The organism is Pelagibacterium sp. H642 (assembly GCF_031202855.1).
Classification (GTDB): Bacteria; Pseudomonadota; Alphaproteobacteria; order Rhizobiales; family Devosiaceae; genus Pelagibacterium.
On the sequence record NZ_CP101829.1, the window covers coordinates 1,062,013 to 1,088,380 of the forward strand.

Genomic DNA, 26,368 nt, shown 5'->3' on the forward strand with positions numbered 1-26,368 from the left:
GAACTCAAGCGCAACCCCAAGACCCCTCCCCCTGGTGGGAGAGGGGACGGGGGTGAGGGGGCGCTGAGTTTCAGCACCGCCCCCTGAATTGTGTCACCGAAACGCCGGGATCACCTCTCGACCATAACGCGCGATGATTTCTTCTTCGTCGCCACTGTCGAGGTAGATGTTGAACTGGGTGACGCCGGCCGCTTCCAAGTCGCGAATCTTGGCGATGTGGTCCTCGGGCTCGCCCAAAACGCAGAAGCTTTCGACGATGTCGTCGGTGATGAAATCGAGATAGGGGTTATCGGACTGTCCGTGCTTTGAATAATCATAGCCGCGACGGGCTTCGATATAAGAGGTGAGGCTGGCAGGGACCTTGTCGGTATCGGCGCCGTATTTTTCCACGATATCGGCAACGTGATTGCCGACCATGGCCGGGAACCAGCGGGTGGCGGCGATGGCGCGTTGTTTATCGCCGAAATAGGCGGGGGCGGCGGCCATGGAGCGATAGGCGCTCATGTCGCGGCCGGCGGCGCGGCCCGCTTCAAGGCACTGGTCGGTGAACCATTTGCACAGGCCCGGCTCGGCGATCTGGAGGACGACGCCATCGGCGCTTTCGCCGGCGGTCTTCAGCGCCAGCGGGCCATAGGCGGCGATCCAGCTCGGGATTTCGTGGCCAACGGCCCAGGGAAACTGGACCGGGTTGGGAACTTCGCCATAAGTCACCTCATCGCCGCGCACCATGGCCTTGGTCTTTTCGATGAATTCGGCGACGCGTTTGAGCGTTGCGGGCTTGTGGCCCATGACGCGGCGTGAGGAATCGCCGCGCCCCACGGCAAGATCGAAGCGACCGCCGCTCTGCTTGGCAAGCGAGCCGAACAGCGAGGCGGCCACCGACCAATCGCGCACATCGGGATTGGTGACGAGCGGACCAAAGCGCATGGATTGGGTCCACTCCATGCCCATGGCCATGGCCGGATAGGGATCGCGCCAGAGAATGTGGGAATCGTAGAACCAGCAGTAGGAAAAGCCGGCATATTCGGCGGCCTGGATCAGATAGCGCGCCCGATCGTGCTCAACGAAGCCTTTGAAGGTGATCCCGAATTCCATGGCCGAAGTTCCCCCTCTGAAACTGGCGAATTTGACCAGATGATCAAATTTTCTCCTGCCCGGCAAGAGCAATCGTTCAGGGGCCGTAAGCAATCATGGGGCGGCCGGAGGCGGGATTGGGGACGATGGTGGCGGTGACGCCATAGACGCGCGCGAGGAAGGCTGCATCGATGACGGCATCGGGCTCGCCCTCCCGCACCACCCTGCCCTTGTCGAGGGCGATCACGTGATCGAACCAGGCCGCGGTCAGATTGAGATCATGCATGGTGACGAGGATCGTGAGCCCCTCTTCGGCAAGGGCGCGCAGGATTTCCATAACCGCGACCTGAGCGGACAGATCGAGATGGTTGGTGGGCTCGTCGAGAAGCAGGAGGCGCGGCTTTTGCGCCAGGGCGCGGGCGATCTGGACGCGCTGCTGCTCACCGCCTGAAAGCGTGGAAAAGCGGCGGGTGGCGAAATCGGTCATCCCCACACGCGCAAGGGCCTCGGCTACGACGGCTTCATCGTCCGTCTCGGTATCGGCGGACCACAGGCCCTGATGCGGCAGACGGCCGAGCATGACGGCATCATGAACATCGATGGGTTGATCGGTGGTGACCGCCTGCTCGACGAGAGCGGCGCACTGGGCCCGAATTTTGCGCGGCAGGGCGTGGAGGTCTTGGTCTTCGAAAGTGACATGAGCTTTGGCAGCAGGCTCGAAACCGAGAATGACCCGCAGAAGCGTGGACTTGCCCGCGCCATTGGGGCCGATCAACGCGTTGAGGCGGCCCGGCTGGAGGGTGAAGCTGACGCCATCGAGGATCTGTTTGCCGTCTATCGCGAGACTGGCGCTTTCGACCGCAAGGCTCATGTCGCCCGCCTGTTACGCAGGAGGATGAGGAAAAAGGCGGGCGCGCCGATCATGGCGGTGACGATACCGACCGGAAGCTCGCGCGGATCGAACAGGGTGCGGGCGGCAGTGTCGGTCCAGACCATGAAGACCGCGCCGGCGAGCGCGGCGAGCGGCAGCAGATGGCGGTGACGTCCACCGGCGACCAGCCGCACCGCATGGGGAAGGATGAGACCGACAAAACCGATGGAGCCGGAAATGGCGACGAGAACGCCGGTCAAAAGCGCGGTGGCTCCCAGCATCAACCAGCGGGTGCGCTCCACATCGATGCCAAGCGCACGGGCGGCGGTGTCGCCGAAAACGAAGCCATCGAGGATGCGGCCGGAGGCCAGCAGCGGAAGGCCCACCGCCGCGAAAACCATAGCGGCAAGGCCGGTATCGGACCAGCGCATGCCCGCGAGCGACCCCATGAGCCAGGAGAGTATCTCGCGGTAGGAATCGCCGGTGGCGGTGGAAAAGATGAGGAAAGAGGTCAGCGCCGAGGCGAGGGCGGAAACCGCAAGGCCGGCGAGGATCGCCCGCGACGCGGTGATGGCGCCAAGCGCACGGGCAAGGCCGAGGGTGAGGCCCATAGCGGCGAGGGCACCGAGAAAGGCGCCGGCGGGGAGAAGCAGCGTGGCTCCGAACAGCAGCATGGAGACGGCGCCGACCGAGGCCCCCGAGGAGATGCCGAGCAGGTATGGATCGGCCAAGGGATTGCGGGTCAGCGCCTGCATCACGGCGCCGCAAATGGCAAGGCCGGCGCCTACCAAGGCGGCCGAAAGGACGCGTGGCAGGCGAAGCTCCCAGACAATGCCCTCACGCAGGACCGAGACGGGACTGTCGGGAACGAGGCCGAGGCGGTGGGCGATGACGGCCCAGACATCCCCCGCGCCGATATCGGCAGGACCTACGGTGACGGCGAGGGTGATCGAGAGGGCGAGGAAGATGGTGAGGCCAGCAAGCCAGGCGTGGAAGCGCAGCCGGCGCAGGGCGGCGGGAGTGAGGGCGGAGAGGCCGAGCGGGGCGGCGACCATCAGGGCGTCCTGCGCCACGGGGTTAAGCTGGAGCCACGGCGGCCCCAATCACGCGCATGTATGTGTCGCAGCCGCAGCGCTGGATTCCAGACATGAACTCCGGAATGACAATGCTGGGGTTTGTTGCCGCACTGAAGCATCACGGGGAGGTCAGTTCCAGCCCGGTCAATTGGTTGGCCAGATCCACAGTCGCCGGAACGGAGCGGACGCCGGGTTCGGCGGCGGGGAACGGGATGGTGAGATAGCGCGCGTGCTGCACCGCGCTCATGTTGGCGGTGGCGGGGTTGTCATTGAGGAGGCGGACTTTCTGGTCCACCGAGTTCCATTCGGCATCGACGAGGACCATCAGGTCCGGATCCTGATCGACGATGGCCTCCCAGCTTGCCGAGGTCCAGGTGTCTTGGACTTCGGAGAAGATGTTGGTGATGCCTAGAGCGTCCATGGTCATCTGCGGGCCGCCGAGGCCAGCGCCGACATAGGGTGTGGAGGTAGCCGAGGAATACCAGACGCCGGTGAGATTGGAGGCTGGCTTGATCTCGGCTAGGAGGGCGCGCTGCTGATCGACCAGTTCGGCGGCGCGGTCCTCAACGTCGAAGATCATGCCCATTTCGAGGATCTGGTCGAAGACATCCTCAAAGGAGATCTTCTCGGGCGTGCCGGTCGAGCGGCAGGCGGTGGGGGCGACATAGGTAGCGATGCCAAGGGCGTGCAAGCTGTCGCGCTCGCCGGCGGCATCGGCGGCAAAGCTGCTCTCCCAACCGCCATAGACGAAATCAGGTTCTGCTTCGAGAACGACCTCCTGGCTGGGGACGCGATCGGCGAGAACGGGAAGATCGGTTGCGGGCGCCCATTGTTCGGGCACGGGGCCGTCCTGGAAGCCCACGCCGACGATCCTGTCGCCCAGGCCGAGGGCGAGGAGCATTTCGGTGGCGGTGGATTTGATGGTGACGACGCGCTCTGGGGGCGCGGTGAAGGTGACGGTGGTGCCGCAGTTTTCGATGGTGAGGGGGTAGTCGGTGGCGAGGGCTGGGGTGGCAAAAAGAGCGGCTATGGCAATCATTGCGCATTTGGCAAACGCTGCACCCCCCTCATCCGCCCCTTCGGGGCACCTTCTCCCACCAGGGGAGCAGGGTAGCTTTTGGCGAGTGATGGGGGAAATGGCCAGCTCAGAACACCCCTCATCCGACCTTTCGCTTTTCAAGCGAAAGTCCACCTTCTCCCTCAAGGGGAGAAGGGTAGCCTGTTCGCGGGAAAAGCCCCCTTCTTCCCTTGAGGGAGAGGGGATGGGGGTGAGGGGTGCGCCACAAGCACCAAGGGGCGTATGGGTACTCATTTCGCAGGCTCCTTGGTCATCTCCCGCATCGCGGCCTCATAACCCTGCCGATAAGCCTCGGACGAGCCGAGGCGGAACATGTCGTCCTGGGCAGGACGGGCGAGGGTTTTGGCGCCGGAGCTATCGAGATCGATAACCAGGCGGGAGAGGCCGCGGGCGACCGCGACCGGGATGCGGGATGCCTTGCCCTTGACCAGATCGGCGGCGGCGGCGAGTTCGTCGGCGAGAACGGTGACGGTGGCGCTCAGAGGGCGGCCATTGGCATCGACGCCACCGCGCAGATCGTCGACCAGATGGACACCGGCGGCGCCGATGGCCGCGTCGGTTTGACCGACGCGCCAGGGGCGGCCGAGCGTATCGGTGACGATGACGCCGAGGCGTTTGCCGGTTTGTTCGCGTAGTCCGGCGCAGAGGGTTTTGGCCGAGGCGTCGGGATCGCGCGGCAGGCGCAGGGCCTGGCCAGCAGGAACGTTGGAGGTATCCAGGCCGGCTGCGGCCATGACGAGCCCCTGGCGGGTTTCGACGATTCTAGTGATGCCACCGGGATGGGCGCGCTCGGCCACGATGCGGACGGTATCCTCTTCAATCGCCAGTTCGCGCGCTTCGAGCGGGACCTGCATGCCTTCCGCCTTGGAGACGATCTTGGAGGTGACGATGAGGATATCGCCGTCGGCCAACGCCGCCTCGGGATCGGATTTGGCCATGACATCGATCGCCGCAGTGATGAGCGCGACGAGATCGTCGCCCGGCGCAATTTCGGGGATGCCCTCAATGCCCCAGAGTGTCAGCCGCGGCGTCATTTGGCTTTCCTCAGGCGGGGCAGGACTTTTTCGGAGAAGACATCGATCCATTCGCGTTGATTGCGGCCGACATTGTGCAGGTAGATGCGATCGAAGCCGAAGGCGGCGAATTTTTCGATGTGTTCGAGATGTTCCTCAGGCTCGGGCGAGATCACCATGCGGCCCTTGAAATCCTCCGGGCGGACGAGCTTGGCCATCTGCTCGAAATCGAAGGGCGAGCGGATATCTGCCTTAGGGAATTTCATGCCGCCATTGGGCCATTCGGTTATGGCGTTGGCCAGTGCCTCTTCATAGGTGGGCGCCCAGCTTAAATGAAGCTGGAGGATCTTGGGCATGGTGTCGGGGTTCTTGCCCGCTTCGCGAGCGCCTTCGGAGAATTTTTCGAACAGCATCTCGATCTTTTCGATCGGGGCGCCGACGGTGATGATGCCGTCGGCCAGCCTGCCGGTTTTCCTGGCGTTGATCGGGCCGGCGGTGGCGACGAGGATTTCCGGCGGGGTTTCGGGCATGGTCCAGAGGCGGGTGGCCTCCATCTTGTAGTATTCGCCCTTGTGCTTGGTGTCCTTGCCCCTGGCCGAATTCTCGAAAAGCTTCTTGATGAGTTCGATGGCCTCGAACATGCGCGCCGAGCGCTCGCCGGCGTCTGGCCAGTATTGGGCGAGGAAGCTTTCGTTGAGCGCCTCCCCTGCCCCAACGCCCAGCCAATGGCGATTGGGGTACATGGCGGCGAGGGTGGCCGAGGCCTGGGCAACCATGGCCGGGTGCCAGCGGAAGGTCGGTGTGGTGACGCCGGGGCCCATATCGCCTTTGGTGCGCTCACCGATGGCGGTCAGAACGTTCCAGACGAAGGCGGATTGGCCCTGCTGCGGCACCCAGGGCTGGAAATGGTCGGCGGCCATGGCGCCGTTGAAGCCTTTTTGTTCGGCATAGGCGGTGAGTTCGACACAGTCTCGCGGGTGAAACTGCTCGAGCATCACCGCATAGCCAATCAGGCCCTCGGGTCCGGATTTGAAGACCGACATTCCGCGAACTCCCCTGTGCGTCCGAGGGTTAGTCAATCACAAAGGCGGGGAGAGTGACAGAGGGTGATTTTGACCTTTTGGTAAAATTATTTGGTGGTGCTGGTTCCGTACTATCCCATCGTTATTGTCGGACCTGACCCGACAATCCGCAGCCCTTGCCAGGGGTGCGGTAGGCGTTGGAGAACCCACTTCTGCTGAAGGTGTGGGAGCCTCGCGGGTCTCCGGGTCAAGCCCGAAGACGACGAAGTGGATGGTTGGCTACTTGTGGGGGGAAATCTTGGCGTTGCTAGTCGTGAAATTCCTCTACCTGCCGGATATTGCCGAGCATGAAGGCGTCGGCGACCAGTTGCAGGGGGGAGAGGTCCACCGCGCTTTCGCCGGCAGCGAGCAGGTGGGCGAAATGGGTGTAGATGCCGTCATATTCAGTATCGGGGGCGGCGAGGTGTTCATTGCCGTCGATGGTGAGGGTAGCGCCGCCGGCCGAAAGGTGGAGGGTGCCGGAGGTTGTGCGGACCGTGATGTCCCAGGTTTGCGGGCCCTGCTGGCGCCAGTCGAAATCGGCTGTAACAGGATGGCCGGTGGCGGCCAGGAAATCGATACGGGCGGCAATGGGGGTTTGGCGGTTAGAGGGGATATCGAGGGACGCGGCGGTGACGTGCACGGGCGCGGGAAGGATGTGGGTGAGGATGGACAGCGCGTTGATGCCGGGGTCGAAAACGCCCATGCCGCCGGGAGACCATATCCAGTCCTGGCCCGGATGCCAGCGGCGGACGTCCTCGCGCCAGACGATTTCGGCGGCCTCGATCGTCTTGTCGGCCAGCCATTTGCGGGCTGGCTCTACGCCCTGGGCGTAGCGCGAGTGCCAAGTGGCAAAGAGGGTAACGGCGTGACGGCCGGCCAGCGCCACTAGCGACTGCACTTCCGCGACGGTAGCGCCGGGGGGCTTTTCCAGCAGCACGTGGCGGTCGGCCTCGATAGCCTCCACCGCATATTGCCGGCGGACTTGAGGCGGGGTGCAGAGCGCCACGCAATCGATATCGGGGCGTGCGGCAAGCATTTCTCCCAGCGTTTCATAGCTGTCGATACCGTCGAGGCGCGCATTGCGGCTGACGGTGGCGGCAAGCTCGAAATCGGGGTTCTTTTCGATCGAGGGCACATGCTGGTCGCGGGCGATCTTGCCCAGGCCGACGATGGCGATCTTTCTGGCCATCAGTGAGAGTCCTTACCCACTTCGCGGCCGCGGCAGCCCTTCAAAAAGTCGAAATCGGCACCGGTATCGGCACCCTGCACATGCTCGTGGAACAGACGGGCATAACCCGAGGCGGGCTTTTCGACGGGCGGGGTCCAGGCGAGAAGGCGCTCGGCGATTTCGGCGTCGGAGACGTCGAGATGCAGGCGCCGGTTAGGAACGTCGATCTCGATATAATCGCCGGTTTTGACAATGGCCAAAGGCCCGCCAACGGCGGCCTCGGGGGAGGTGTGGAGGACGACGGTGCCGTAGGCGGTGCCCGACATGCGGGCATCGGAAATGCGCACCATATCCTTGATGCCCTTGCGCAGCACTTTGGGGGGCAGGCCCATATTGCCCACTTCGGCCATGCCGGGATAACCGCGCGGGCCGCAATTTTTCATGACCATGACGCAGGTTTCGTCGATATCGAGGTTCTCGTCGTTGATCCTGGCCTTGTAGTCGTCGATGTCCTCGAAAACCACGGCGCGGCCGCGATGGACCATCAGATGCTCACTGGCAGCGGAGGGCTTGAGCACCGCGCCGTTGGGGGCGAGGTTTCCCTTCAAGACCGCGATACCGCCATGGGAGGTGAGAGCCTGGTCGACGGGGCGGATGACTTCCGGATTCCAGTTCTTGACGTGCTCGACCTCGGCGGCGATGGGCTTGCCGGAAACCGTCAGCGCATCGCCATGGAGCTTGCCGCCATCGAGGAGCGATTTGAGCACCACCGGCAGCCCGCCGGCGTAGAAGAACTCCTCCATCAGGTATTTGCCCGAGGGCATCAGGTTGACGATTGTGGGGATGTCGCGGCCCAGCCGGTCCCAATCATCGAGAGAAAGATCGACGCCAACGCGGCCGGCGATGGCGAGGAGGTGGATCACCGCGTTGGTCGAGCCGCCGATGGCGCCATTGGTCATTATGGCGTTTTCGAAAGCCTTTTTGGTGAGGATATCGGAAGGCTTTAGATCATCCTTGACCATTTCGACGATGCGCCGGCCCGTCAGTTGCGCCATGACGCGACGGCGGCTGTCCACCGCCGGAATGGCGGCATTGCCCGAAAGCGCCATGCCGAGGGCTTCGGCCATGGATGCCATGGTCGAGGCGGTGCCCATGGTGTTGCACGAGCCGGGGGAGCGGGACATGGCCTGTTCGGCGTCGAGGAAATCGGCCTGGGTCAACTCACCCGATTTGACCATTTCGCTCATCTGCCAGAGTGCGGTGCCCGAACCGATGGCCTGATTGCGCCAGTGGCCGTTGAGCATGGGGCCGCCGGACACGAGGATCGAGGGCACGTCGGTGCTGGCGGCACCCATCAGGAGGGCCGGGGTGGTCTTGTCGCAGCCGGCGAGTAGCACGACGCCATCGCAGGGGTTGGCGCGGATCGCCTCCTCGACATCCATGGCGGCAAGGTTGCGGTACATCATGGCGGTGGGGCGCAGGGCGCTTTCGCCGGTGGAAAACACCGGAAATTCGAGCGGCAGGCCGCCGGCTTCGTAGATGCCGTGCTTCACCCGCTGGGCCAAATCGCGCAGATGGGCGTTGCAGGGGGTCATCTCCGACCAGGTGTTGCAGATACCGATCACCGGGCGGCCGTCGAAGAGGTCGGCGGGCAGGCCCTGGTTCTTCATCCAGGAGCGGTGATAGATATGGTCGCGGCTGGTGCCGCCGAACCAATGGGCAGACCGCAACGGGCGCGGCCATTGAGCCTTCTTGAACGTCATCCCTGCACTACCCCTAGAGTTTGGCAACCGTGACCGGCGCGTCGGCGGGACGTGTCGTATCGATGGTCAGAGGATTTCTGAGCGGCAGGCCGAACGGCGCCGCCTCGATTTCGAAAATGTCGCCCGCCTGCGTGCGGATGTCGTCGGCGAACGACAGTGTCGCGGTTCCGAACATGTGGACGTGGATATCGCCCGGCTTGCGGAAGATCTCGTATTTGAAGTGATGGTGCTCGAGATTGGCCACAGTGTGGCTCATATTGTCCTCGCCCGATACGAACGGCTTTTCCCACAGCACGGCGCCATTGCGGATGACGCGCGATGTCCCTTCCACATGGGCGGGAAGATCGCCCACGAGGATTTCCGGCCCGATCGAGGCGGGACGCAGCTTGGAATGGGCGAGGTAGAGATAGTTCTGCCGCTCGGTGACGTGATCGGAGAACTCGTTGGCCAGGGCAAAACCGATCCGGTGGGGGACTCCTTCATAGGAGACGATATAGATGCCGGCGATTTCGGGTTCCTCGCCCGCATCGAGCGCGAAGCCGGGGGAAATGATCGGCTTGCCCGGCGCGACGAGGGCATGGCCGTTGCCCTTATAGAACCATTCCGGCTGCACGCCCGTCTTGCCGCCCTGAGGCTTTCCGCCTTCGAGCCCGAGACGGAACATTTTCATGGAGTCCGTGAGGTTCTCTTCGGCACCTGCCTGCTGGTGCATGGCGTTGCGGGTTGCGGCCGAGCCCAGATGGGTCAATCCCGTGCCGGTGAGGTGCAGGCGAGAAGGCTCCTCGGGCACGATAGGCGCAAGCATCCTGCCTTCGGCATAGGCTGCCTCAAGGTCGACAATTTCGCCTAGCCCCTGCTCTTCGATCAGGGCGGCAAGCGGCATGGTCTTGGCCATGGCGCGCTTGGCCAGGGTGAGGATCGAATCGGCGCCGAGGACGATCCTGGCCTCGTTGTCTTGGCGCATCACGACACAGTGGGATCCGCTCGTATCGACGATCTGAGAAAGCAGCACTTGGATACACTCCAGCAAGGGTGGGCAGCCGGCCCGAAGTCAGGCGGCCTTGTTCTTGTTGTAAACGTCGAACAGCACTGCAGCGAGCAACACTAAACCCTTGATCATCTGCTGCCAGTCGATGCCGATGCCCATGATGGACATACCGTTGTTCATCACTCCCATGATGAAGGCGCCGATCACCGCGCCAACGATGGTGCCCACGCCACCCGCCATGGACGCCCCGCCGATAAAGACCGCCGCGATAACGTCGAGTTCGAAGGTTTCGCCGGCCTTGGGGGTCGCCATGTTGAGGCGGGCGGCAAAGACTAGGCCGGCCAAAGCGGCAAGCATGCCCATATTGGCAAAGACGAGGAAGGTGAGCCGTTCGGAATTGATGCCCGAGAGCTTGGCGGCCTTCTGGTTGCCGCCCACCGCGTAGATGCGGCGACCGATTGTCGTGTGCTTGGCGATGAACGAATAGCCGGCGATCAGCACCGCCATGATGATGAACACATTGGGCAGGCCGCGCGAGGTGGCGAGCAGATAGACCAGCCAGAGCACGGCGCCGGCAATGAGGATGTTGCGGCCGACAAAGAAGGCAAAGGGCTCGTCGGGCACGCCATGCTTTGCCTCCTTGGCGCGGGCGCGGATGGAGAGCCAGACGAGGATGGCGGCGACCGCGACACCGAGCAGCATCGAGAGCAGGTGGAAGCCTTCGATGGCGGCGAAATCGGGGATGAAGCCAGAGGCGATCAGGCGGAATTCATCGGGGAACGGGCCCAGCGAGCGGCCCTTGAGGATCACCATCATCAGGCCCTTGAAGACCAGCATGCCGGCCAGGGTGACGATGAAGCTGGGGATTTTCCAATACGCCACCCAATAGCCCTGGATGGCGCCGATGGCGGCGCCGATCAGCAGGCATATGAGGGCGGCGGGGACGAAGTGGATGTTGAAATCGACCATCAGCACGGCCGAAAGCGCGCCGACGAAGCCCATGACCGAACCTACGGAAAGGTCGATATGGCCGGCGACGATCACCAGCAGCATGCCGACGGCCATGATGATGATGTAGGAATTCTGCAGCACCAGATTGGTGATGTTGACCGGACGCAAGAGAATGCCGCCCGTCGCGATCTGGAAGAACACCATGATGGCGATCAGCGCAAATAGGATGCCGTATTCGCGCATATGGGTGCGGATATAGCCCAGTGAGGCGAATTGAGGCTTTTGCGCCTGGGCCGAGGATTGGGTCAAGTCACTCATGGAAGCATTCCAGATACGGGGTGGCGGTCACGCGGCTTTGGCGGTTTTCAGGATCATCGACATGATCTTTTCCTGGCTCGCTTCGGCGATGGGCAATTCGCCCACGAAACGACCGGCGTTCATGACGTAGATGCGGTCGCAGGTGCCCAGCAGTTCGGGCATCTCGGACGAGATCAGGACGATGGCCTTACCCTGGCGCGCCAGATCGTTGATGATGGAATAGATTTCGTATTTGGCGCCGACATCGATGCCGCGCGTGGGCTCGTCGAGGATCAGCACTTCCGGCTCGGCATAGAGCCATTTGGACAGCACGACCTTCTGCTGGTTGCCGCCCGAAAGGTTGACGGTTTTCTGGCCGATGCCGGAGCTTTTGATGGCCATCAGCTGGCGGTAGCGCTCGGCGACCTCGCGCTCCTTGTGGCTATCGACAACGATGCCGTTGGCGATGCCTTTGAGGTTGGCGAGGGGGACGTTGTCGCGGATCGCCTGATCGAGGACGAGGCCATAGGTCTTGCGATCTTCGGTGGCGTAGCAGATGCGGTTAGTGATGGCTTTTTCCACCGTCGAGGTATCGACGGGCTTGCCGTGGAGCAGAACTTCCCCGGAAATGTGGTCGCCATAGGATTTGCCGAACAGGCTCATGGCGAGTTCGGTGCGCCCTGCTCCCATGAGCCCGGCGATCCCCACGACCTCGCCGGCGCGAACCGAAAAGCTCACATCGTCGACCACCTTGCGATGGGAGTGGATGGGGTGATGCACCGTCCAGCTTCTGACCTCGAACAGCACTTCGCCGATTTGCGGATCGCGCGGCGGAAAGCGGTCGTTGAGGGGACGACCGACCATGTCGCGCACGATATCGGCTTCGGAAATTTCGGCCGTGTGGCAATCGAGGGTGGAAACCGTGTGACCATCGCGCAGCACGGTGATGCGATCGGCGACCTGGGAAATCTCGTTGAGCTTATGGGAAATGAGGATAGAGGAAATTCCCCTGCCCTTGAGTTCCACAAGCAGTGCGAGCAGGGCCTGGCTATCGGTTTCGTTGAGCGATGACGTGGGCTCATCGAGGATCAAGAGCTTGACCTCTTTGGAGAGCGCCTTGGCGATTTCGACCAATTGCTGCTTGCCCAGTCCCAGATGGGTGACACGAGTTCGCGGGGATTCCTTGAGCGAAACGCGCTGCAACAGTCCCTCGGTGCGGCGATAGGTTTCGCCCCAATCGATGACGCCATTGCTGGCGCGCTCATTGCCGAGGAAAATGTTTTCGGCAATCGAGAGTAGCGGGACGAGCGCCAGTTCCTGATGGATAATGACGATGCCGCAGCGCTCGCTCTCGGCGATGGAATGGAAGTGCCGTTCCTCACCCTCGAAGATGATCTGCCCTTCATATTCGCCGGACGGATAAACACCGGAGAGCACCTTCATCAGCGTCGATTTACCGGCGCCGTTCTCGCCCACTAGTGCGTGGATTTCGCCGCGTTCGACCACCAGATTGACGTTTTCAAGCGCGTTGACGCCCGGAAAGCTCTTGGTGATGCCGCGCATTTCGAGAATGGAGGTCATGGCCTACGCATCTTTTGCATCGGAAACGAAATGGACGCGGCACGAAACAGTGCCGCGTCCGAGGCTTGGAGGAGCCTATTGGGTGATCTGATCTTCGGTGTAGTAGCCCGAACCAATCAGAACATCTTCCCAGTTCTCGGCGGTAACCAGCACCGGCTCGAGCAGGTAGGAGGGAACGACCTTGACGCCATTGTCATAGGTTTCGGTATCGTTGATTTCCGGCTCGGTGCCGTTGATCAGCGCCTCGACCATGCCGACTGTGACGCGGGCAAGCTCGCGAGTGTCCTTGAAGATGGTCGAATACTGATCGCCGGCGATGATGGCGGCAACCGAAGGCAGTTCAGCGTCCTGACCGGAGATAATCGGCATGGGCAGATCGCCCGAACCGTAGCCGACGCCACGCAGCGAGGAGATGATGCCGATCGAGAGCCCGTCATAGGGCGAGAGGACCGCGTGGACCCGATCGTCGGTGTAGTGGGCCGAAAGAAGATTATCCATGCGGGCCTGGGCGACCGAGCCGTCCCAGCGCAGCGTACCGACCGTATCCATGCCCATCTGGCCGGATTTGACGACGAGGGTGCCATCGTCGATCAGCGGCTGGAGGACACTCATGGCGCCGTCGTAGAAGAAATAGGCGTTGTTGTCGTCGGGCGAACCGCCGAACAGTTCGATATTGTAGGGCGGCTCCCAGTCGGAGGCTTCGAGGCCGTCGACGAGACTCTGGGCCTGCTGCACGCCAACGGTGAAATTGTCGAAGGTGGCGTAGTAATCGACATTTTCAGAACCGCGGATCAGGCGGTCATAGGCGATTACGTGGATGCCGTTGGCGGCGGCGTTTTCGAGCGCAGTTGTTAATGTCGTGCCGTCGATAGAAGCGATGACGAGCACATCGACGCCGCGCACGATCATGTTCTCGATCTGGGCGAGCTGGTTGGGAATGTCATCCTCGGCATATTGCAGATCGGTCTGGTAGCCGGCCTGCTGGAACAGCTCGACCATGGAATTGCCGTCGGAAATCCAGCGCGCCGAGGACTGAGTTGGCATGGAAATGCCGACGAACCCGGCCTCCTGCGCCATAGACGGCGCGGCCGACAGCGCAGTGGTCATCACCAGGGCGCCCAGCCCTGCCAAAATCGATTTCATGAATCTCTCCCTGTCAATTCGCCACGACGTGCTCGCATGGCGACCTCCCTTGCCGACGTTGACGCCGGCACTGCACAGAGATTGCATATAGTATGATTATTTGTAAAGGGCGGTTTTGATGCAGCGCGTGTTTTTCACAGGCGTTGTGGCGGGGGTGGTCAAATGACGTTTAAGTTCGCGCCGGGCTGGATTCGGGAACAAGTCCTGAAAGGACACGCTCGGGTTGTAGGCTAAGCTGCGCGGACAACCACCGTCATTTCGGAGAGACCAACTTCAACCCTTGGTGGTTCCCAGCGCCGTCGTGGCCCTGTCGACGCCCGATTGGATGGCCTGGCGCATGGCGACGCGGGCCAGTTCGGCATCGCCGGCCACGATGGCCTCGGCAATGTTGCGGTGCAGGCGAACCGCCTTGTCGAAAGCGGCGCCGCCTTCGACGGGCGAGGATATGGTGAAGGACGCCGTCAGGGCAATCTCGACGACGCTCGAAAGCGAGACCATGAAGGGATTGCCCGAAGCCTGAGCCACCACACGATGGAAGCCTACATCTGCTCGAGCGAAATCCTCGGCGCTTTGGCCCTTGCGGGCCATGCGCTCAAGCCATTCGGTGAGCTCTTGCGCCTGCGCCTCGGTGCGGCGCGATGCGGCAAGCGCAGCGGCATCGGGTTCGACGGCCATGCGCACTTCGGCCAGCGAAGCGATGAAATCGACGCTGATGCCAGAATCGAGATGCCAGAGCAGCACGTCGGAATCGAACATGTTCCAGCGGGCGCGCGGCAGAACGCGGGTGCCGACGCGGGCCCTGGCTTCGACCAGTCCCTTGGCCGCGAGGGTCTTGAGCGCCTCGCGCAGCACGGTGCGGGACACGCCGAACTGCTCGATCAACTCGGCATCACCGGGGAGAATCTGACCTTCTTGATAAACACCGCCGACAATGGCCGTGCCAAGCGTGTACATGACATGGGCGTGGAAATTGTGCGGCTTGCGGCGAGCCGGCCCTGCCGATGCTCCCGCTCCATCACGATCGTCTATTGTCCTAGTCATGTCCGTCTGCTTTCCTCGGCCGCCCAATCGAGCGGCAAAGATCGAGCATGACAAAGACCGCCAGAGATTGTCAAAATAAAAATATAATAAGATAATTTGTCGCAGGACATGCGAATCCGCCTACCGTCGTTTCATCTGCCGCCATTTTCAGAAAAGAATCAATCCATGACACTATCGGAACCCGCGCGCGCAGCCTCACAAACCAGCATCAGCGCGGCGTGGATCGCGGTAGACTGGGGCACCAGCAATATGCGCGCCTGGGCCATGGGACAGGACGATGCGGTGCTGGCACGGACGGCGAACGGCAAGGGCATGGGACAATTGCGCCCCGAGGCGTTCGAAGATGCGCTGATTGAGGCGGTTGGCGATTGGCTGAGCAAAGACCGCCGCATCCCCGTCATCGCCTGCGGCATGGTGGGAGCGCGGCAGGGGTGGATCGAAGCGCCTTATGCACAGGTGCCGACAACACCTATTGCGGCGACGATGACGCGGGCACCGGCGAATGATCCGCGGATCGAGGTGGTGATCGTTCCCGGCGTATGCCAGCGCCGGCCGGCGGACGTGATGCGCGGAGAGGAAACCCAGATAGCCGGCTATGTGGCGCTCAAGGGCGATCGCGGCATTATCTGCATGCCGGGGACGCACAGCAAATGGGCGGAGGTGGAAGGCGGCGAGATCAAGCGGTTTCGAGGCGCGATGACCGGCGAGATTTTTGCGTTGCTGGCCGAGCAGTCGGTGCTGCGGCACAGCGTGGCGGGGGATGAATGGGATGATGAGGAATTCGCATCTGGCGTTGAAACAGCGCTTGAGGACCCCGCGATCCTCACGCAATTGTTCTCGATCCGAGCGCGCAGCCTATTGGAAGGCACCGGGGCGGGGGCATCGCGGGCGCGGCTTTCGGGGCTGTTGATCGGTTCGGAACTGGCCGGGACCGCCGATTTCTGGCGGCAGGCCAAAGTGTCGCTGATCGGCGCGCCCAAGCTTGCCGCGCTCTATAGTCAAGGCCTGGCAATCGCAGGGGGAGAGGCGGAAATGCTCGATGGCGAAGACATGACATTGGCCGGGTTGTGCGCAGCCCGGCGGGCCTTGGGGGAGACAGAAAAATGAAACGCAAGTTGATTGCCATTTTGCGCGGGATCACGCCAGACGAGGCGCTGGCGGTGACCGAAGCGTTGATCGCAGAGGGGATCACCGCGATCGAAGTGCCCCTCAACTCACCACAGCCGCTCGAGAGCATCGCGGTGATGACGGATGCGTTCGGGAAAGAGGCGTTGATCGGGGCCGGAACGGTGCTGACGCCAGACGACGTGCGCGCCGTGGCCGATGCGGGCGGGAAGCTGATCGTTTCGCCCAATTGCGATCCGCAGGTGATCGAAGCGAGCAAGGCTGCGGGGCTCATGTCCTTCCCGGGCGTCTTTACGGCGACCGAATGCTTTGCTGCCCTCAAGGCGGGAGCGGACGGGCTGAAGATTTTCCCGGCATCGGTGATGGGCCCGGGCGGGATCGCGGCGCTCAAGGCAGTGCTGCCGGCCAGCGCCCCGGTTTATGCGGTGGGCGGCGCGGGGCCGGACAATTTTGCCGCGTGGAAAGATGCGGGAGCCGACGGGTTCGGGATTGGAACCGCGCTCTATAAACCCGGATTTACGGCAAGCGAGGTGGGCGAGCGCTGCCGCCGCATCGTTGCCGCTTATGACGAGGTGATGTGAATGGACGCGAAAGTCTTCGACGCCCGCCCCTGCTTTCTAGGCGAAGGGCCGCTTTGGCACCCCGAGCGCGAGCAATTGTTCTGGTTCGATATAATCAACCGCAAGCTGCTGACGCGGCAAGCAGGGAGCGAGCGGGAATGGACGTTCAGCGAAATCGTCTCGGCTGCCGGGTGGATCGACCGCGACCACCTGCTGGTGGCCAGCGAGAGCGCGCTGCTCAAATTCGATATCGAAACCGGTGAGCATGAGGGCGTTGCGGCACTGGACATCGGCGAGGGGCGGCGCACCAATGACGGGCGGGCAGATCCCTGGGGCGGGTTCTGGATTTCGTCCATGGGCAAGAAGGCCGAAACCGACGCCGGGGCAATCTACCGCTTCTATCGCGGCAAGGTCGTAAAGCTCTTTTCGGGGATCACCATTCCCAATGCCATCTGCTTTTCGCCCGACCGCAGCCATGGGTATTTTGCCGATACCGACCGAGGCATCGTCAAACGGGTGCGGCTGGACGCGGAGACCGGCGCACCGGTCGGAGAGCCCGAGGTTTTTCTCGACCTCGCGCGAGAAGGGCTCAACCCGGATGGGGCGGTGATCGACGCCGATGGGAATATGTGGTGTGCCCAATGGGGCGCGGGGCGCGTGGCGGTTTACGATCCGCGCGGCGCCTTCCTCAAGGCAGTCGAGATCGGAGCGCCCCATTCGTCCTGTCCGGCCTTTGGTGGACCCGATTTTTCGACGCTCTATTGCACGACGGCGCGCGAGGGCATGGATGAGGACGCTCTTGCCGCCCATCCGCAATCGGGAATGGTGTTCGTCCTCGAGGACGCGGGGCGAGGCAAGGCAGAACCGGCGGTTTTGATCTAATCGGGATAGAGCGGTACGGCGGTGTGGTTGCCGCCCTGATGGGTCGCCAGCGGATGGTCGGCGGCCGGCCATTTGCCGGCGGCGCGGACGCGTTGTTCATAGGCGTCAGCACTGTCCTTGGGCTGCCAGCCGAGATAGCGCACCGTTTCATTGGACCACCAGGCCCGCGAATTGGCCGAAATACCCCAGATGATGGGGCAGCCGAGCCAGGGCACATCGAAGACGCGCTCGACAAGGCGCCCGAAATCATCATAGCTCAACCAAGTCGACAGCATGCGGTAGTCCGTTGGTTCGGGAAAGCACGAGCCGATGCGGACGATAGCGCTCTCCTGGCCGAACTTGTCGTAATAGAATCGCGCCAGCGCCTCGCCAAAGCATTTGGAAACGCCATAAAGGCTATCCGGGCGCGGGGCGGAATTGGTATCGACATGCTCGTCCTGGCGGTAAAAGCCCACGACGTGGTTGGAACTCGCATAGAAGATGCGGGGGCGGCCATGGAGCCGGGCGGCCTCGTAGATGTTGCGCACGCCGACGATATTGGCCGAAAGAATGGATGAAAAATTCTGCTCGGCGGCGATGCCGCCCAGGTGCAGGATACCGTCGCAACCATCGACAAGGTCGCGGACGGCATTGAAATCAGCCAGGTCGCAGTGAACCAATTCCTCGTTGCTATCGGCCCGCCCCAGATCGGCGATGTCGGCCAGACGCAGGATCGAAGCGAGGTGGATGAACCGCTTGCGCGCGATTTTGCCCAGCCCTCCAGCGGCGCCAGTGATCAGCAGCCGTCTCACGGCATATTCCTCCTTTTTCGGCACCACGCACAACCGGTAGCGCCTGTTGTCTCCCGCTTCGATCCTACCACACTTTGATTTTGAGGCACTGCTGGACAGGGCTGGGCCGCGCTGGCAGGTTGCAGCCTCAAAAAAATCGGAGGAGCAGCATGACGGTTTTGGCGGCCCGAAACGGGGGACGGATTCTCATCGATCAATTGCAGATCCACGGGGTGGAAACCGTGTTCTGCGTGCCTGGAGAATCCTATCTGGCGGCCCTGGATGCGCTCTACGATTCCCCCATTGCCGTGACGGTCTGCCGGCAGGAGGGCGGCGCGGCGATGATGGCTGATGCGGTGGGCAAGCTCACCGGCAAGCCGGGTGTGTGCTTTGTAACCCGCGGGCCGGGGGCGACCAATGCCGCGCCGGCAATCCATATCGCTCGCCAGGATTCCACGCCCCTGGTGCTGTTTGTGGGACAGGTCGCGCGGGGCATGCGCGAGCGCGAAGCGTTTCAGGAGCTCGACTATCGCGCCGTGTTCGGCTCCATCGCCAAATGGGTGGTGGAGATCGAAGATCCGGCGCGTATTCCTGAACTGGTGGCGCGCGCCTTCAGCGTGGCCGCGAGCGGGCGGCCGGGGCCGGTTGTGGTGGCACTGCCCGAGGACATGCTGACCGAAACGGTCAAGGTGGCGGACGCCCTGCCCTATCGGGTGGCCGAGGCAGGGCCGCGGGAAGAGGACATCGTGGCAGTCGTTGCCGCGCTCGAAGCGGCGGAGCGTCCGCTGGCGATTTTGGGCGGCACGCGCTGGGATGCCGAAGCGGTGGGGCAGTTCGAGGCGATTGCCGCCAAACAGGGGTTGCCGGTGGCGGTTTCATTCCGGCGGCAGATGCTGTTCGATGCCAACCACCCAAATTTCATCGGCGATCTCGGGCTTGGAGCCAATCCAGCGCTGATCGCCTATGCGAAATCGGCCGATTTGGTGCTTCTTCTGGGGGGACGGCTCTCGGAGATCGCGAGCCAGAGCTATACGCTGTTCGATATTCCCGAGCCTGGAACCAAGTTTGTCCACGTCCATCCAGACCCGGAGGAAATCGGCAGTGTCTATCGCGCCGAGATCGGGATTGCGGCGTCACCGAAGAGCTTTGTCGCCGCGCTGGCCGAGCGGGTGGATCGCGGGGTGGACCGCGCCGGAACCATAGGGCCCCTGCGAGAAAGCTTTGAGGCCTGGACGACGCCAAAGCCGCGGCAGAGCAACGGCGTCGACATGGGACAGGTCATGACCTTCCTGCGCGACACGCTGCCGCCCGAAACCGTGATGACCAATGGCGCCGGCAACTACGCAACGTGGCTGCACCGGTTCTATCGTTTCACCCGCTATGGCACGCAAGCTGCCCCCACTTCGGGGTCGATGGGCTATTGCGTGCCGGCGGCAGTCGGCGCGGCGCGAATCGATCCCAAGCGTCCTGTGGTGGCCTTTGCGGGAGACGGATGTTTCCTTATGAACGGGCAGGAATTTGCGACCGCGGTGCAGTACGAGCTGCCGATCATCGTGATCGTTATCGACAACTCCATGTATGGCACGATCCGCATGCATCAGGAGCGGCACTACCCTGCCCGCGTGGTAGGAACCGAGCTCAGGAACCCCGACTTTGCCGCATATGCCGTAGCGTTTGGCGGGCATGGGGAGCGGGTGGAGCGGACCGAGGACTTCGCCGACGCGTTCGAGCGCGCACGGGCATCGGGCAAGCCGGCGATTTTGCATGTGATCGTCGATCCCGAGGCACTGACGATCGACAATACGCTCAGCGCCATACGGGAGAAGGCGCTGGCGGGGCAAAAATAAAGGGGCGCCCAGGCGCCCCTTTTTTAAGGAATGTTGCCGGCTTATTCGGCCGAAGCGGCAGCCATGTGTTCCTGCGCCGAGGCGTAGAGGGCCTGCCCGTCAATACCGATGGCTTCCATATCGGCAAACCACTGGTCGATGGTGGCCTGAGCCGCTTCCTTCCAGCGGGCGGTTTCGGTTTCGTCGAGGGTGACGATGTTGTTGCCCGCCTCCTCGGCGATCTGGAGGCCCACAAGATCGCCCTCATCCATGACGCGGCCGAACATGCGGGAGGTTTCGAGACCGGAATTGGCGTCGATTACGGCCTTGAGGTCCTCAGGCAGGCTCTCATAGGTGCCGCGGTTCATCACGAACCCGAAGGTCTGGCTATAAAGACCCTGTTCTCCGGAAAAACCGATATGGTTGGTGACCAGTTCGGCGATGCGCAGCGAAGGCGTCACTTCCCAGGGGGAGGTGGTGGCATCGATGACGCCGCGCGAGAGGGCCTCGGCGGTTTCGGGAACAGGCATGCCGACCGGTTCGGCGCCGAGCTGAGCGAGCATGTTGGAGATGATGCGCGAGCCGCCGCGCACCTTCATACCCTGCAGGTCCTCGAGCGCGGTGATGGGATTGCGCGAATGGAACAGGCCGGGGCCATGAGTATGGAGCGCGATGACATGGACGCTAGCGAACTCGTCGGCGGAATTTTCCATGACGTAGTTGTAGAAGGCGGCCGAGGAATCCTCGCCATTGGTGATGAGGAAGGGCAGCTCGAACACTTCCGATTTGGGGAAGCGGCCCGGCGTATAACCGAGCACCGTCCAGACGATATCGACGACGCCGTCCTGGGCCTGGGCAAACAGGCTGTCGGGGGCGCCGCCCAATTGCATGGCGGGGTAGAGCTCGACGGCAATACGGCCATCGGATTCAGCTTCGACCTTTTCCGCCCACGGCGTGATGGCGCTGGCCGGAATTGTAGCCTGGGCCGGCAGGAACTGGTGCAACCGGAGGGTGACCTCCTGGGCAACACCCGCCCCGGCGAACGAGAGCGCGGCGACCGCGCCCAGCAGGATGGATTTCAGTTTCATTTCTCTCTCCCTATGAGTTGACGCGGCAACGCGTCGGATACTGCTGAGCTTCAGCCGAACAACCACACGGCAACAAGCGTGATCGGCGGGAAGACCACCAGAATTATGGTGCGAAGGATATCGCTGGCGACGAAGGGCAGAACGCCCCGATAGGTTTCGGACATGCGCACATCGCGCGCCATCGAGTTGATGATGAAAAGGTTCATGCCCACCGGTGGCGTGATCAGCCCTACCTCGACGACAATCAGGACCAGAATGCCGAACCAGACGGCGAAATCATCGGGCGCGAGGCCGAAATCGAGCGCCATCATCATCGGATAGACGATGGGGACGGTCAAAAGGATCATCGACAGCGAATCCATGACACATCCCAGCACGAGGTAGAACAGCAGCACGATGGCCAGCACCAGCCAAGGGTTGAACCCTTGGCCGGACACCCAGGAGGCGGTGGCCTGGGGGAGCTGGGAAAGCGCGAGGAAGCCGTTGAGCGCAGCGGCGCCCAGAACGATGAAGAAGATCATCGCCGTTGAAGACGCGGTCGACAGGATGACTTCGGAAAGACCCTTGCGGGTGATCGAGCGGGTGGCCAGCGCAATGAGTCCGGTTCCCGCAGCGCCAATGGCCGCAGCTTCGGTGGGGGTGAAGATGCCGGTATAGATACCGCCGATCACGGCGACGAAAACGGCAATCACCGGCCAGATGCCGGCGAGTTGGATAAAGCGCTCGCGATACGGCACGCGCGCAAGCTGGCCGCCCGAGCCGGGAGCCATGCGCACGTAAATGGCGATGACGAGCAGATAACCGACGGCGGCAAGGATGCCGGGAACAAAAGCGGCCAGGAACAGGCTGGCGATGTTCTGCTCAGTCTGAACGGCAAAGATCACAAGGATCACCGATGGCGGAATGAGGATGCCTAACGTACCGCCGGCCGCGATGGCGCCCGTGGAGAGCCCGCCCGAATAGCCGTGCTTGCGCAGCTCCGGCAGAGCGACCTGCCCCATGGTGGCGGCGGTGGCGAGCGAGGACCCGCAGATGGCGCCAAAGCCCGCGCTGGCGCCCACCGCAGCCATCGCCACGCCACCCTTGCGGTGCCCCAGCCAGGACCCCGCCGCTTCGAACAGACGCGATGACATGCCCGAAATCCCCGCAAAGGCGCCCATTAGCAGGAACAGCGGCACGACCGAGAGCGAGGAGGACGCGAAAGTGGAATAGGTGAGATTCTTGAACTGGGCCAGAATGGGGTTGAAGCTGCCGGTGATCAGGAACGAGCCGATAACCCCCACGCCGAGCATGGCGATGCCGATGGGTACACGCAGAAAGATCAACCCCAGCATCAGGGGGAAGGAAATGAGCCCTAGAAGGACGTTGCTCATATTTCGCCTCCTACATGCTTGGGTTCGACACGGCCGGTGAGCGCATTGGTGATGGAACGGCCCAGAACGTAGATGGCGACGAGGACGAACAGCGCGGCGCCGGCAAAACCGAGGGCGTAGGGCCAGCCGAGCGGAATGCGCAACAGGAGCGTGGTTTCGCCATAAGCGAATTTGTCGAGTACGCCGAACCACAGACGCCAGGCGATGAAGGCCGCGGCGATCAGCATCATCAGATCGGTGATGACCAATATCCAGGAATTGATCCTCTGCCCGAACCGGTCGGTAAAGAGCGTGACGACCGCGTGGCCGCGTTCGAGATGCGCCCAGGGCAGGAAGGCGAAAACCGCAAGGGCGACGCCGTTGGACGCCAATTCATAATCGCCCCAAATGGGGCGCAAGCCGGCCCAGATCAGGGCACGGCCGATGATGCTGATGGTGACCATGGCCACCACGGCAATGAGCACAGCGCCCCCGAGCCAAGCCATGAGCTTGGCCAAACCGTACACGCTTCGCCCAAGCGGCGAATGATCCTGGAACAAACATATCCTCCCTGTGCAGGCCAAAAGATGGCCGCGCACCTATCGCACTGGGCATGAGCGTTGCCCGTCGCGCCTTTTCCCAACAATAGACTATGCGCACAAAGAATTGGACGATCCGAACATTAGAGAGCGCTATCGGATCCACTTCGGCGCGACGATCCATACGAGAAATCGCTACCCTCTATTCTGTTATAGAGCATAACGTTGGCACGCAAGCCCTGTCCAGGCGGCTATCAACGTTGGACCATAGGCACGTTGCCTTTTCGCCAGATGTGGATAAGTTTTATTTCATAACAAAAGGAAACCTGCCATGTCCGCTTCCGTGGCTGCCGACGCCGAGGATACGCTGCTTCGCACCGAAGCAACGACGGAGATCGTCGGATATCGCCTGCGGCGTGCGCAGCTCAGCGTTTTCCAGCGTTTCATCGCCGCTTTCGAACAGCTCAACCTGCGGCCGGCCGAATATTCGGTGCTGGCGCTGATCGCGGACAACCCCGGACGCAAGCAGACCGAGATCGCGGAGATCCTGGGAATCAAGCGGGCCAATTTCGTGGCTCTGATCAATGGGCTCGATAGCCGCGGATTGACCGAGCGCCGAGTGGCGCGCGGCGACCGGCGGGCCAACGCCCTCTATCTAACCGAGGAAGGGGAGCGGTTTCTGGAGCGGGCACGAGCGGTGCAGGCTGAGTTCGAGGCTGACTGCGTGGAGCGGTTGGGAGGCGCCGAGGCGCGAGATGCTTTTGTGAGGATGCTCGATCGGTTGTGTTAAGCGGCGATGCCCGACCCGCTAGGGCGGGTTGCATCAGTCCGGCGATACCGGTCAAATGGGCAACGAATCGTTGTTCCTCCGGCCCCCAATCTCATGTCGCTTTTTGCCACCGCCCCTGCCCCCTTGCCGGCCGATGGGTTGGATATCCTTCGCTCGGTCTTCGGGCTGAGAGACTTTCGCGGGCAACAAAAGGCCGTTGTCGAGCATGTTCTGAATGGCGGGGATGCGGTGGTGCTGTTTCCCACCGGAGCGGGCAAGTCGCTTTGCTATCAGATACCGGCCATTGCGCGGCAGGGCGTGGGCATCGTCATCTCGCCGTTGATCGCCTTGATGCGCGATCAGGTGGAGGGATTGCGACAAGCCGGGGTCAAGGCGGCGGCGCTCAATTCCTCACTCTCGGGCGACGAGGCGCGTGAGGTGCGGGCGGCGCTGCGTCAGGGGGAACTCGATCTGCTCTATGTGGCGCCGGAGCGGTTTTCGGCGCCGGGGTTCCTCGATCTTCTGGCCAGTGTTCCGATCGCGCTGTTCGCCATCGACGAGGCCCATTGCGTTAGCCAATGGGGGCACGATTTCCGGCCCGAATATCGGGAATTGGCCAAGCTCAAGGATTTGTTTCCGCATGTGCCGCGGGTGGCGCTGACCGCGACGGCGGACCCCACAACGCGCGCCGATCTGATCGAGCGGCTAGGGCTGGACGAGGCGCAAACCTTCGTTTCGAGCTTCGATCGGCCCAATATCGGCTATTCGATCACCGAACGCACCAATGCGCGGGGACAATTGCTCGATTTCCTCGCCCGGCATAAGGGCGAGAGCGGCATCGTCTATTGCCTGTCGCGCGCCAAAGTGGAGGCGGTGGCTGAGTTTCTCAATGAGAAGGGCATACCGGCCCTGCCCTATCATGCGGGACTCGACGCGGGGGTGCGGGCGCGAAACCAGGATGCGTTTTTGAAGGAAGACGCGGTGTGCCTCGTGGCGACGGTGGCCTTCGGCATGGGGATCGACAAGCCGGACGTGCGCTATGTCGCCCATCTGGACCTGCCGGCATCGATCGAAGCCTATTATCAGGAGACGGGGCGTGCCGGGCGCGACGGGCAACCATCGGAAGCCTGGATGAGCTACGGGCTGGCCGATGTGAGCCAAAGGCGGCGGATGATTGCCGAAGGCAATGCGCCCGAGGAGGTCAAGCGACTGGAAAACGCCAAGCTCAATGCCCTGCTCGGCGTATGCGAGACGGCGGGGTGCCGGCGCCAGGCCGTGCTCAAGCATTTCGGCGAAAGCCATCCGGGCAATTGCGGCAACTGCGATACCTGTCTCAATCCGGTGGATACCTGGGACGGGACGGAAGCGGCCAACAAGGTGATGTCGGCGATCTATCGCACGGGGCAGCGGTTCGGCGCGGCGCATGTCATTGACGTGGTGATGGGGAAAACCACCGAGAAAGTCGAAAAGTTCTCGCATCAGCATCTGCCGGTGTTCGGGGTGGGGCAGGACATTTCTGTCAAGACATGGCGCTCCGTGGTGCGCCAGTTGGCGGCCATGGGGCTGGTGCATGTGAACCACGAGGCCCATGGGGCGCTCTATCTCGATCAGGGCGCGCGGGCGGTGTTTCGCGGGGAACGGGCGGTGACGCTGCGGCGCGATCCCGAGCGCAAGCGGCGCGATACCAATCGGGCATTGGCGGGGGATGCAAGACTATCGAGGGAAGCGGAGGCGGTGTTCGAGCGGCTGCGGAAAAAACGCCGCGAGATCGCGAGCGCACAGGGCGTGCCGCCCTATGTCGTGTTTCAGGACACAACGCTAAGGGCCATGGCAGTGCATCGGCCCGAGACGCTGGAGGCGATGCGGGCTCTGCCGGGAGTGGGCGACAGCAAGCTCGAGCGGTACGGAGCGGCGTTCTTGGCGATGATCGTTGAGGCGTGAGCCGTGCGTGTCTCCGTGCTCCGACCACCATCAATCGAGCTGGAATACCCTCTCTAGCTTTACTTCCACGGGCGAGTTGTCCGGATGGGTTTGCATGATATCGCCCATCATGGCCCACCAGCGGGCCATAATCTCGTTCTCCGGCAGGCGATCCATCGTGTGGTCGTCGGTGCGGACCAAAGTGGCGAAGAGGTGATGCGTTTCGGGGTCGAGCCAGATCGAATAGTCCGAGACGCCGGCCTCGCGCAGGAGGGCGGCGAGCTCGGGCAAGATCTCATCGTGCCGGCGGCGATACTCGGCGGCCCGGCCGGGATTGAGGTTCATGCGGAAGGCGATGCGTTCAGGCATGGAGGCTTCCTTTCTCGCACCGGACGGCGCAGGGCTGCATCCCGGGAACACGTCCCGGGA

Annotated in this window: 24 protein-coding genes; 6 read left to right on the plus strand and 18 right to left on the minus strand. The window is 62.6% G+C overall.

Annotation, left to right across the window (positions count from 1 at the left end; all coding sequences use genetic code 11):
* Positions 1–93: 93 nt before the first annotated feature.
* The 13 genes from NO934_RS05265 to NO934_RS05325 form a co-directional block, all read right to left on the minus strand.
* The gene (locus NO934_RS05265) at positions 94–1,095 is read right to left on the minus strand and encodes a TIGR03842 family LLM class F420-dependent oxidoreductase (protein ID WP_309162746.1); all 1,002 of its coding nucleotides are present in this window, start codon (positions 1,093–1,095) and stop codon (positions 94–96) included.
* A gap of 76 nt (positions 1,096–1,171) precedes the next feature.
* Entirely contained in the window at positions 1,172–1,945 is a 774-nt protein-coding gene (locus tag NO934_RS05270) for an ABC transporter ATP-binding protein (RefSeq protein WP_309162748.1), read from the minus strand.
* A complete protein-coding gene (locus NO934_RS05275; protein ID WP_309162749.1) occupies positions 1,942–3,000 on the minus strand; it encodes a putative F420-0 ABC transporter permease subunit in 1,059 nt (352 codons plus the stop codon). The genes NO934_RS05270 and NO934_RS05275 overlap by 4 nt, the downstream gene beginning before the upstream one ends.
* A 139-nt stretch (positions 3,001–3,139) precedes the next feature.
* Complete coding sequence (locus NO934_RS05280) at positions 3,140–4,060, minus strand: putative F420-0 ABC transporter substrate-binding protein (protein ID WP_309162751.1); 921 nt, start codon at positions 4,058–4,060, stop codon at positions 3,140–3,142.
* 269 nt (positions 4,061–4,329) lie between these two features.
* Complete coding sequence (cofE, locus tag NO934_RS05285; RefSeq protein WP_309162752.1) at positions 4,330–5,133, minus strand: coenzyme F420-0:L-glutamate ligase; 804 nt, start codon at positions 5,131–5,133, stop codon at positions 4,330–4,332.
* Positions 5,130–6,155 (minus strand): TIGR03557 family F420-dependent LLM class oxidoreductase, encoded by a 1,026-nt coding sequence (locus NO934_RS05290; protein ID WP_309162753.1) that lies wholly within the window; start codon positions 6,153–6,155, stop codon positions 5,130–5,132. Before NO934_RS05290 ends, cofE begins: the two co-directional genes overlap by 4 nt.
* 286 nt (positions 6,156–6,441) lie before the next feature.
* The gene (locus NO934_RS05295) at positions 6,442–7,365 is read right to left on the minus strand and encodes a Gfo/Idh/MocA family oxidoreductase (RefSeq protein WP_309162754.1); all 924 of its coding nucleotides are present in this window, start codon (positions 7,363–7,365) and stop codon (positions 6,442–6,444) included.
* On the minus strand, positions 7,365–9,107 hold the full coding sequence (gene araD / locus NO934_RS05300; protein WP_309162755.1) for an L-arabinonate dehydratase: 1,743 nt from the start codon (positions 9,105–9,107) through the stop codon (positions 7,365–7,367). The genes NO934_RS05295 and araD overlap by 1 nt, the downstream gene beginning before the upstream one ends.
* Before the next feature lie 13 nt (positions 9,108–9,120).
* Positions 9,121–10,119: an AraD1 family protein gene (gene araD1, locus NO934_RS05305; protein WP_309162756.1), complete on the minus strand. Its 999-nt coding sequence runs from the start codon at positions 10,117–10,119 to the stop codon at positions 9,121–9,123.
* 39 nt (positions 10,120–10,158) lie between these two features.
* Positions 10,159–11,364 carry a multiple monosaccharide ABC transporter permease gene (gene mmsB, locus NO934_RS05310; protein ID WP_309162757.1) on the minus strand — a complete coding sequence of 402 codons (1,206 nt, stop codon included), beginning with the start codon at positions 11,362–11,364 and terminating at the stop codon, positions 10,159–10,161.
* A 27-nt stretch (positions 11,365–11,391) separates the two neighbouring features.
* The gene (mmsA, locus tag NO934_RS05315; RefSeq protein ID WP_309162758.1) at positions 11,392–12,924 is read right to left on the minus strand and encodes a multiple monosaccharide ABC transporter ATP-binding protein; all 1,533 of its coding nucleotides are present in this window, start codon (positions 12,922–12,924) and stop codon (positions 11,392–11,394) included.
* A 75-nt stretch (positions 12,925–12,999) separates the two neighbouring features.
* The gene (gene chvE, locus NO934_RS05320; RefSeq protein WP_309162759.1) at positions 13,000–14,067 is read right to left on the minus strand and encodes a multiple monosaccharide ABC transporter substrate-binding protein; all 1,068 of its coding nucleotides are present in this window, start codon (positions 14,065–14,067) and stop codon (positions 13,000–13,002) included.
* 273 nt (positions 14,068–14,340) lie between these two features.
* Positions 14,341–15,108, minus strand: a complete 768-nt coding sequence (locus NO934_RS05325; RefSeq protein WP_309162760.1) for a FadR/GntR family transcriptional regulator — start codon at positions 15,106–15,108, stop codon at positions 14,341–14,343.
* A gap of 165 nt (positions 15,109–15,273) precedes the next feature.
* On the opposite strand from NO934_RS05325, the gene NO934_RS05330 reads away from it, so the two are divergent.
* Genes NO934_RS05330 through NO934_RS05340 form a run of 3 tightly spaced genes read left to right on the plus strand, consistent with a single transcriptional unit; the run spans position 15,274 to position 17,675 of the window.
* Entirely contained in the window at positions 15,274–16,215 is a 942-nt protein-coding gene (locus tag NO934_RS05330; RefSeq protein WP_309162761.1) for a 2-dehydro-3-deoxygalactonokinase, read from the plus strand.
* Positions 16,212–16,814: a 2-dehydro-3-deoxy-6-phosphogalactonate aldolase gene (locus NO934_RS05335; protein WP_309162762.1), complete on the plus strand. Its 603-nt coding sequence runs from the start codon at positions 16,212–16,214 to the stop codon at positions 16,812–16,814. Before NO934_RS05330 ends, NO934_RS05335 begins: the two co-directional genes overlap by 4 nt.
* Positions 16,815–17,675, plus strand: coding sequence for an SMP-30/gluconolactonase/LRE family protein (locus NO934_RS05340; protein WP_309162763.1), 861 nt, complete (start codon positions 16,815–16,817; stop codon positions 17,673–17,675).
* On the opposite strand, the gene NO934_RS05345 is transcribed toward NO934_RS05340, so the two are convergent.
* A complete protein-coding gene (locus tag NO934_RS05345) occupies positions 17,672–18,466 on the minus strand; it encodes an NAD(P)-dependent oxidoreductase (protein WP_309162764.1) in 795 nt (264 codons plus the stop codon). The two genes, NO934_RS05340 and NO934_RS05345, sit on opposite strands and share 4 nt — an antisense overlap.
* Positions 18,467–18,615: 149 nt before the next feature.
* Here NO934_RS05345 and NO934_RS05350 point away from each other — a divergent pair, with 149 nt between their 5' ends.
* The gene (locus NO934_RS05350) at positions 18,616–20,292 is read left to right on the plus strand and encodes a thiamine pyrophosphate-binding protein (RefSeq protein WP_309162765.1); all 1,677 of its coding nucleotides are present in this window, start codon (positions 18,616–18,618) and stop codon (positions 20,290–20,292) included.
* Between the two features lie 41 nt (positions 20,293–20,333).
* On the opposite strand, the gene NO934_RS05355 is transcribed toward NO934_RS05350, so the two are convergent.
* From NO934_RS05355 to NO934_RS05365, 3 genes are read right to left on the minus strand one after another with little or no spacing between them, the layout of a single operon-like run.
* The gene (locus tag NO934_RS05355) at positions 20,334–21,359 is read right to left on the minus strand and encodes a TRAP transporter substrate-binding protein (RefSeq protein WP_309162766.1); all 1,026 of its coding nucleotides are present in this window, start codon (positions 21,357–21,359) and stop codon (positions 20,334–20,336) included.
* A gap of 50 nt (positions 21,360–21,409) precedes the next feature.
* On the minus strand, positions 21,410–22,732 hold the full coding sequence (locus NO934_RS05360; RefSeq protein ID WP_309162767.1) for a TRAP transporter large permease: 1,323 nt from the start codon (positions 22,730–22,732) through the stop codon (positions 21,410–21,412).
* Positions 22,729–23,217, minus strand: a complete 489-nt coding sequence (locus tag NO934_RS05365; protein WP_309162769.1) for a TRAP transporter small permease — start codon at positions 23,215–23,217, stop codon at positions 22,729–22,731. Before NO934_RS05365 ends, NO934_RS05360 begins: the two co-directional genes overlap by 4 nt.
* Before the next feature lie 364 nt (positions 23,218–23,581).
* On the opposite strand from NO934_RS05365, the gene NO934_RS05370 reads away from it, so the two are divergent.
* Together NO934_RS05370 and recQ are read left to right on the plus strand one after the other, a co-directional pair.
* Positions 23,582–24,040: a MarR family winged helix-turn-helix transcriptional regulator gene (locus NO934_RS05370; RefSeq protein ID WP_309162770.1), complete on the plus strand. Its 459-nt coding sequence runs from the start codon at positions 23,582–23,584 to the stop codon at positions 24,038–24,040.
* A gap of 93 nt (positions 24,041–24,133) precedes the next feature.
* Positions 24,134–25,960, plus strand: coding sequence for a DNA helicase RecQ (recQ, locus tag NO934_RS05375; protein WP_309162771.1), 1,827 nt, complete (start codon positions 24,134–24,136; stop codon positions 25,958–25,960).
* 30 nt (positions 25,961–25,990) lie between these two features.
* Here the strand turns inward: recQ and rhaM are convergent, their stop codons facing one another.
* The gene (gene rhaM, locus NO934_RS05380; RefSeq protein ID WP_309162772.1) at positions 25,991–26,308 is read right to left on the minus strand and encodes an L-rhamnose mutarotase; all 318 of its coding nucleotides are present in this window, start codon (positions 26,306–26,308) and stop codon (positions 25,991–25,993) included.
* Between the last annotated feature and the right edge of the window lie 60 nt (positions 26,309–26,368).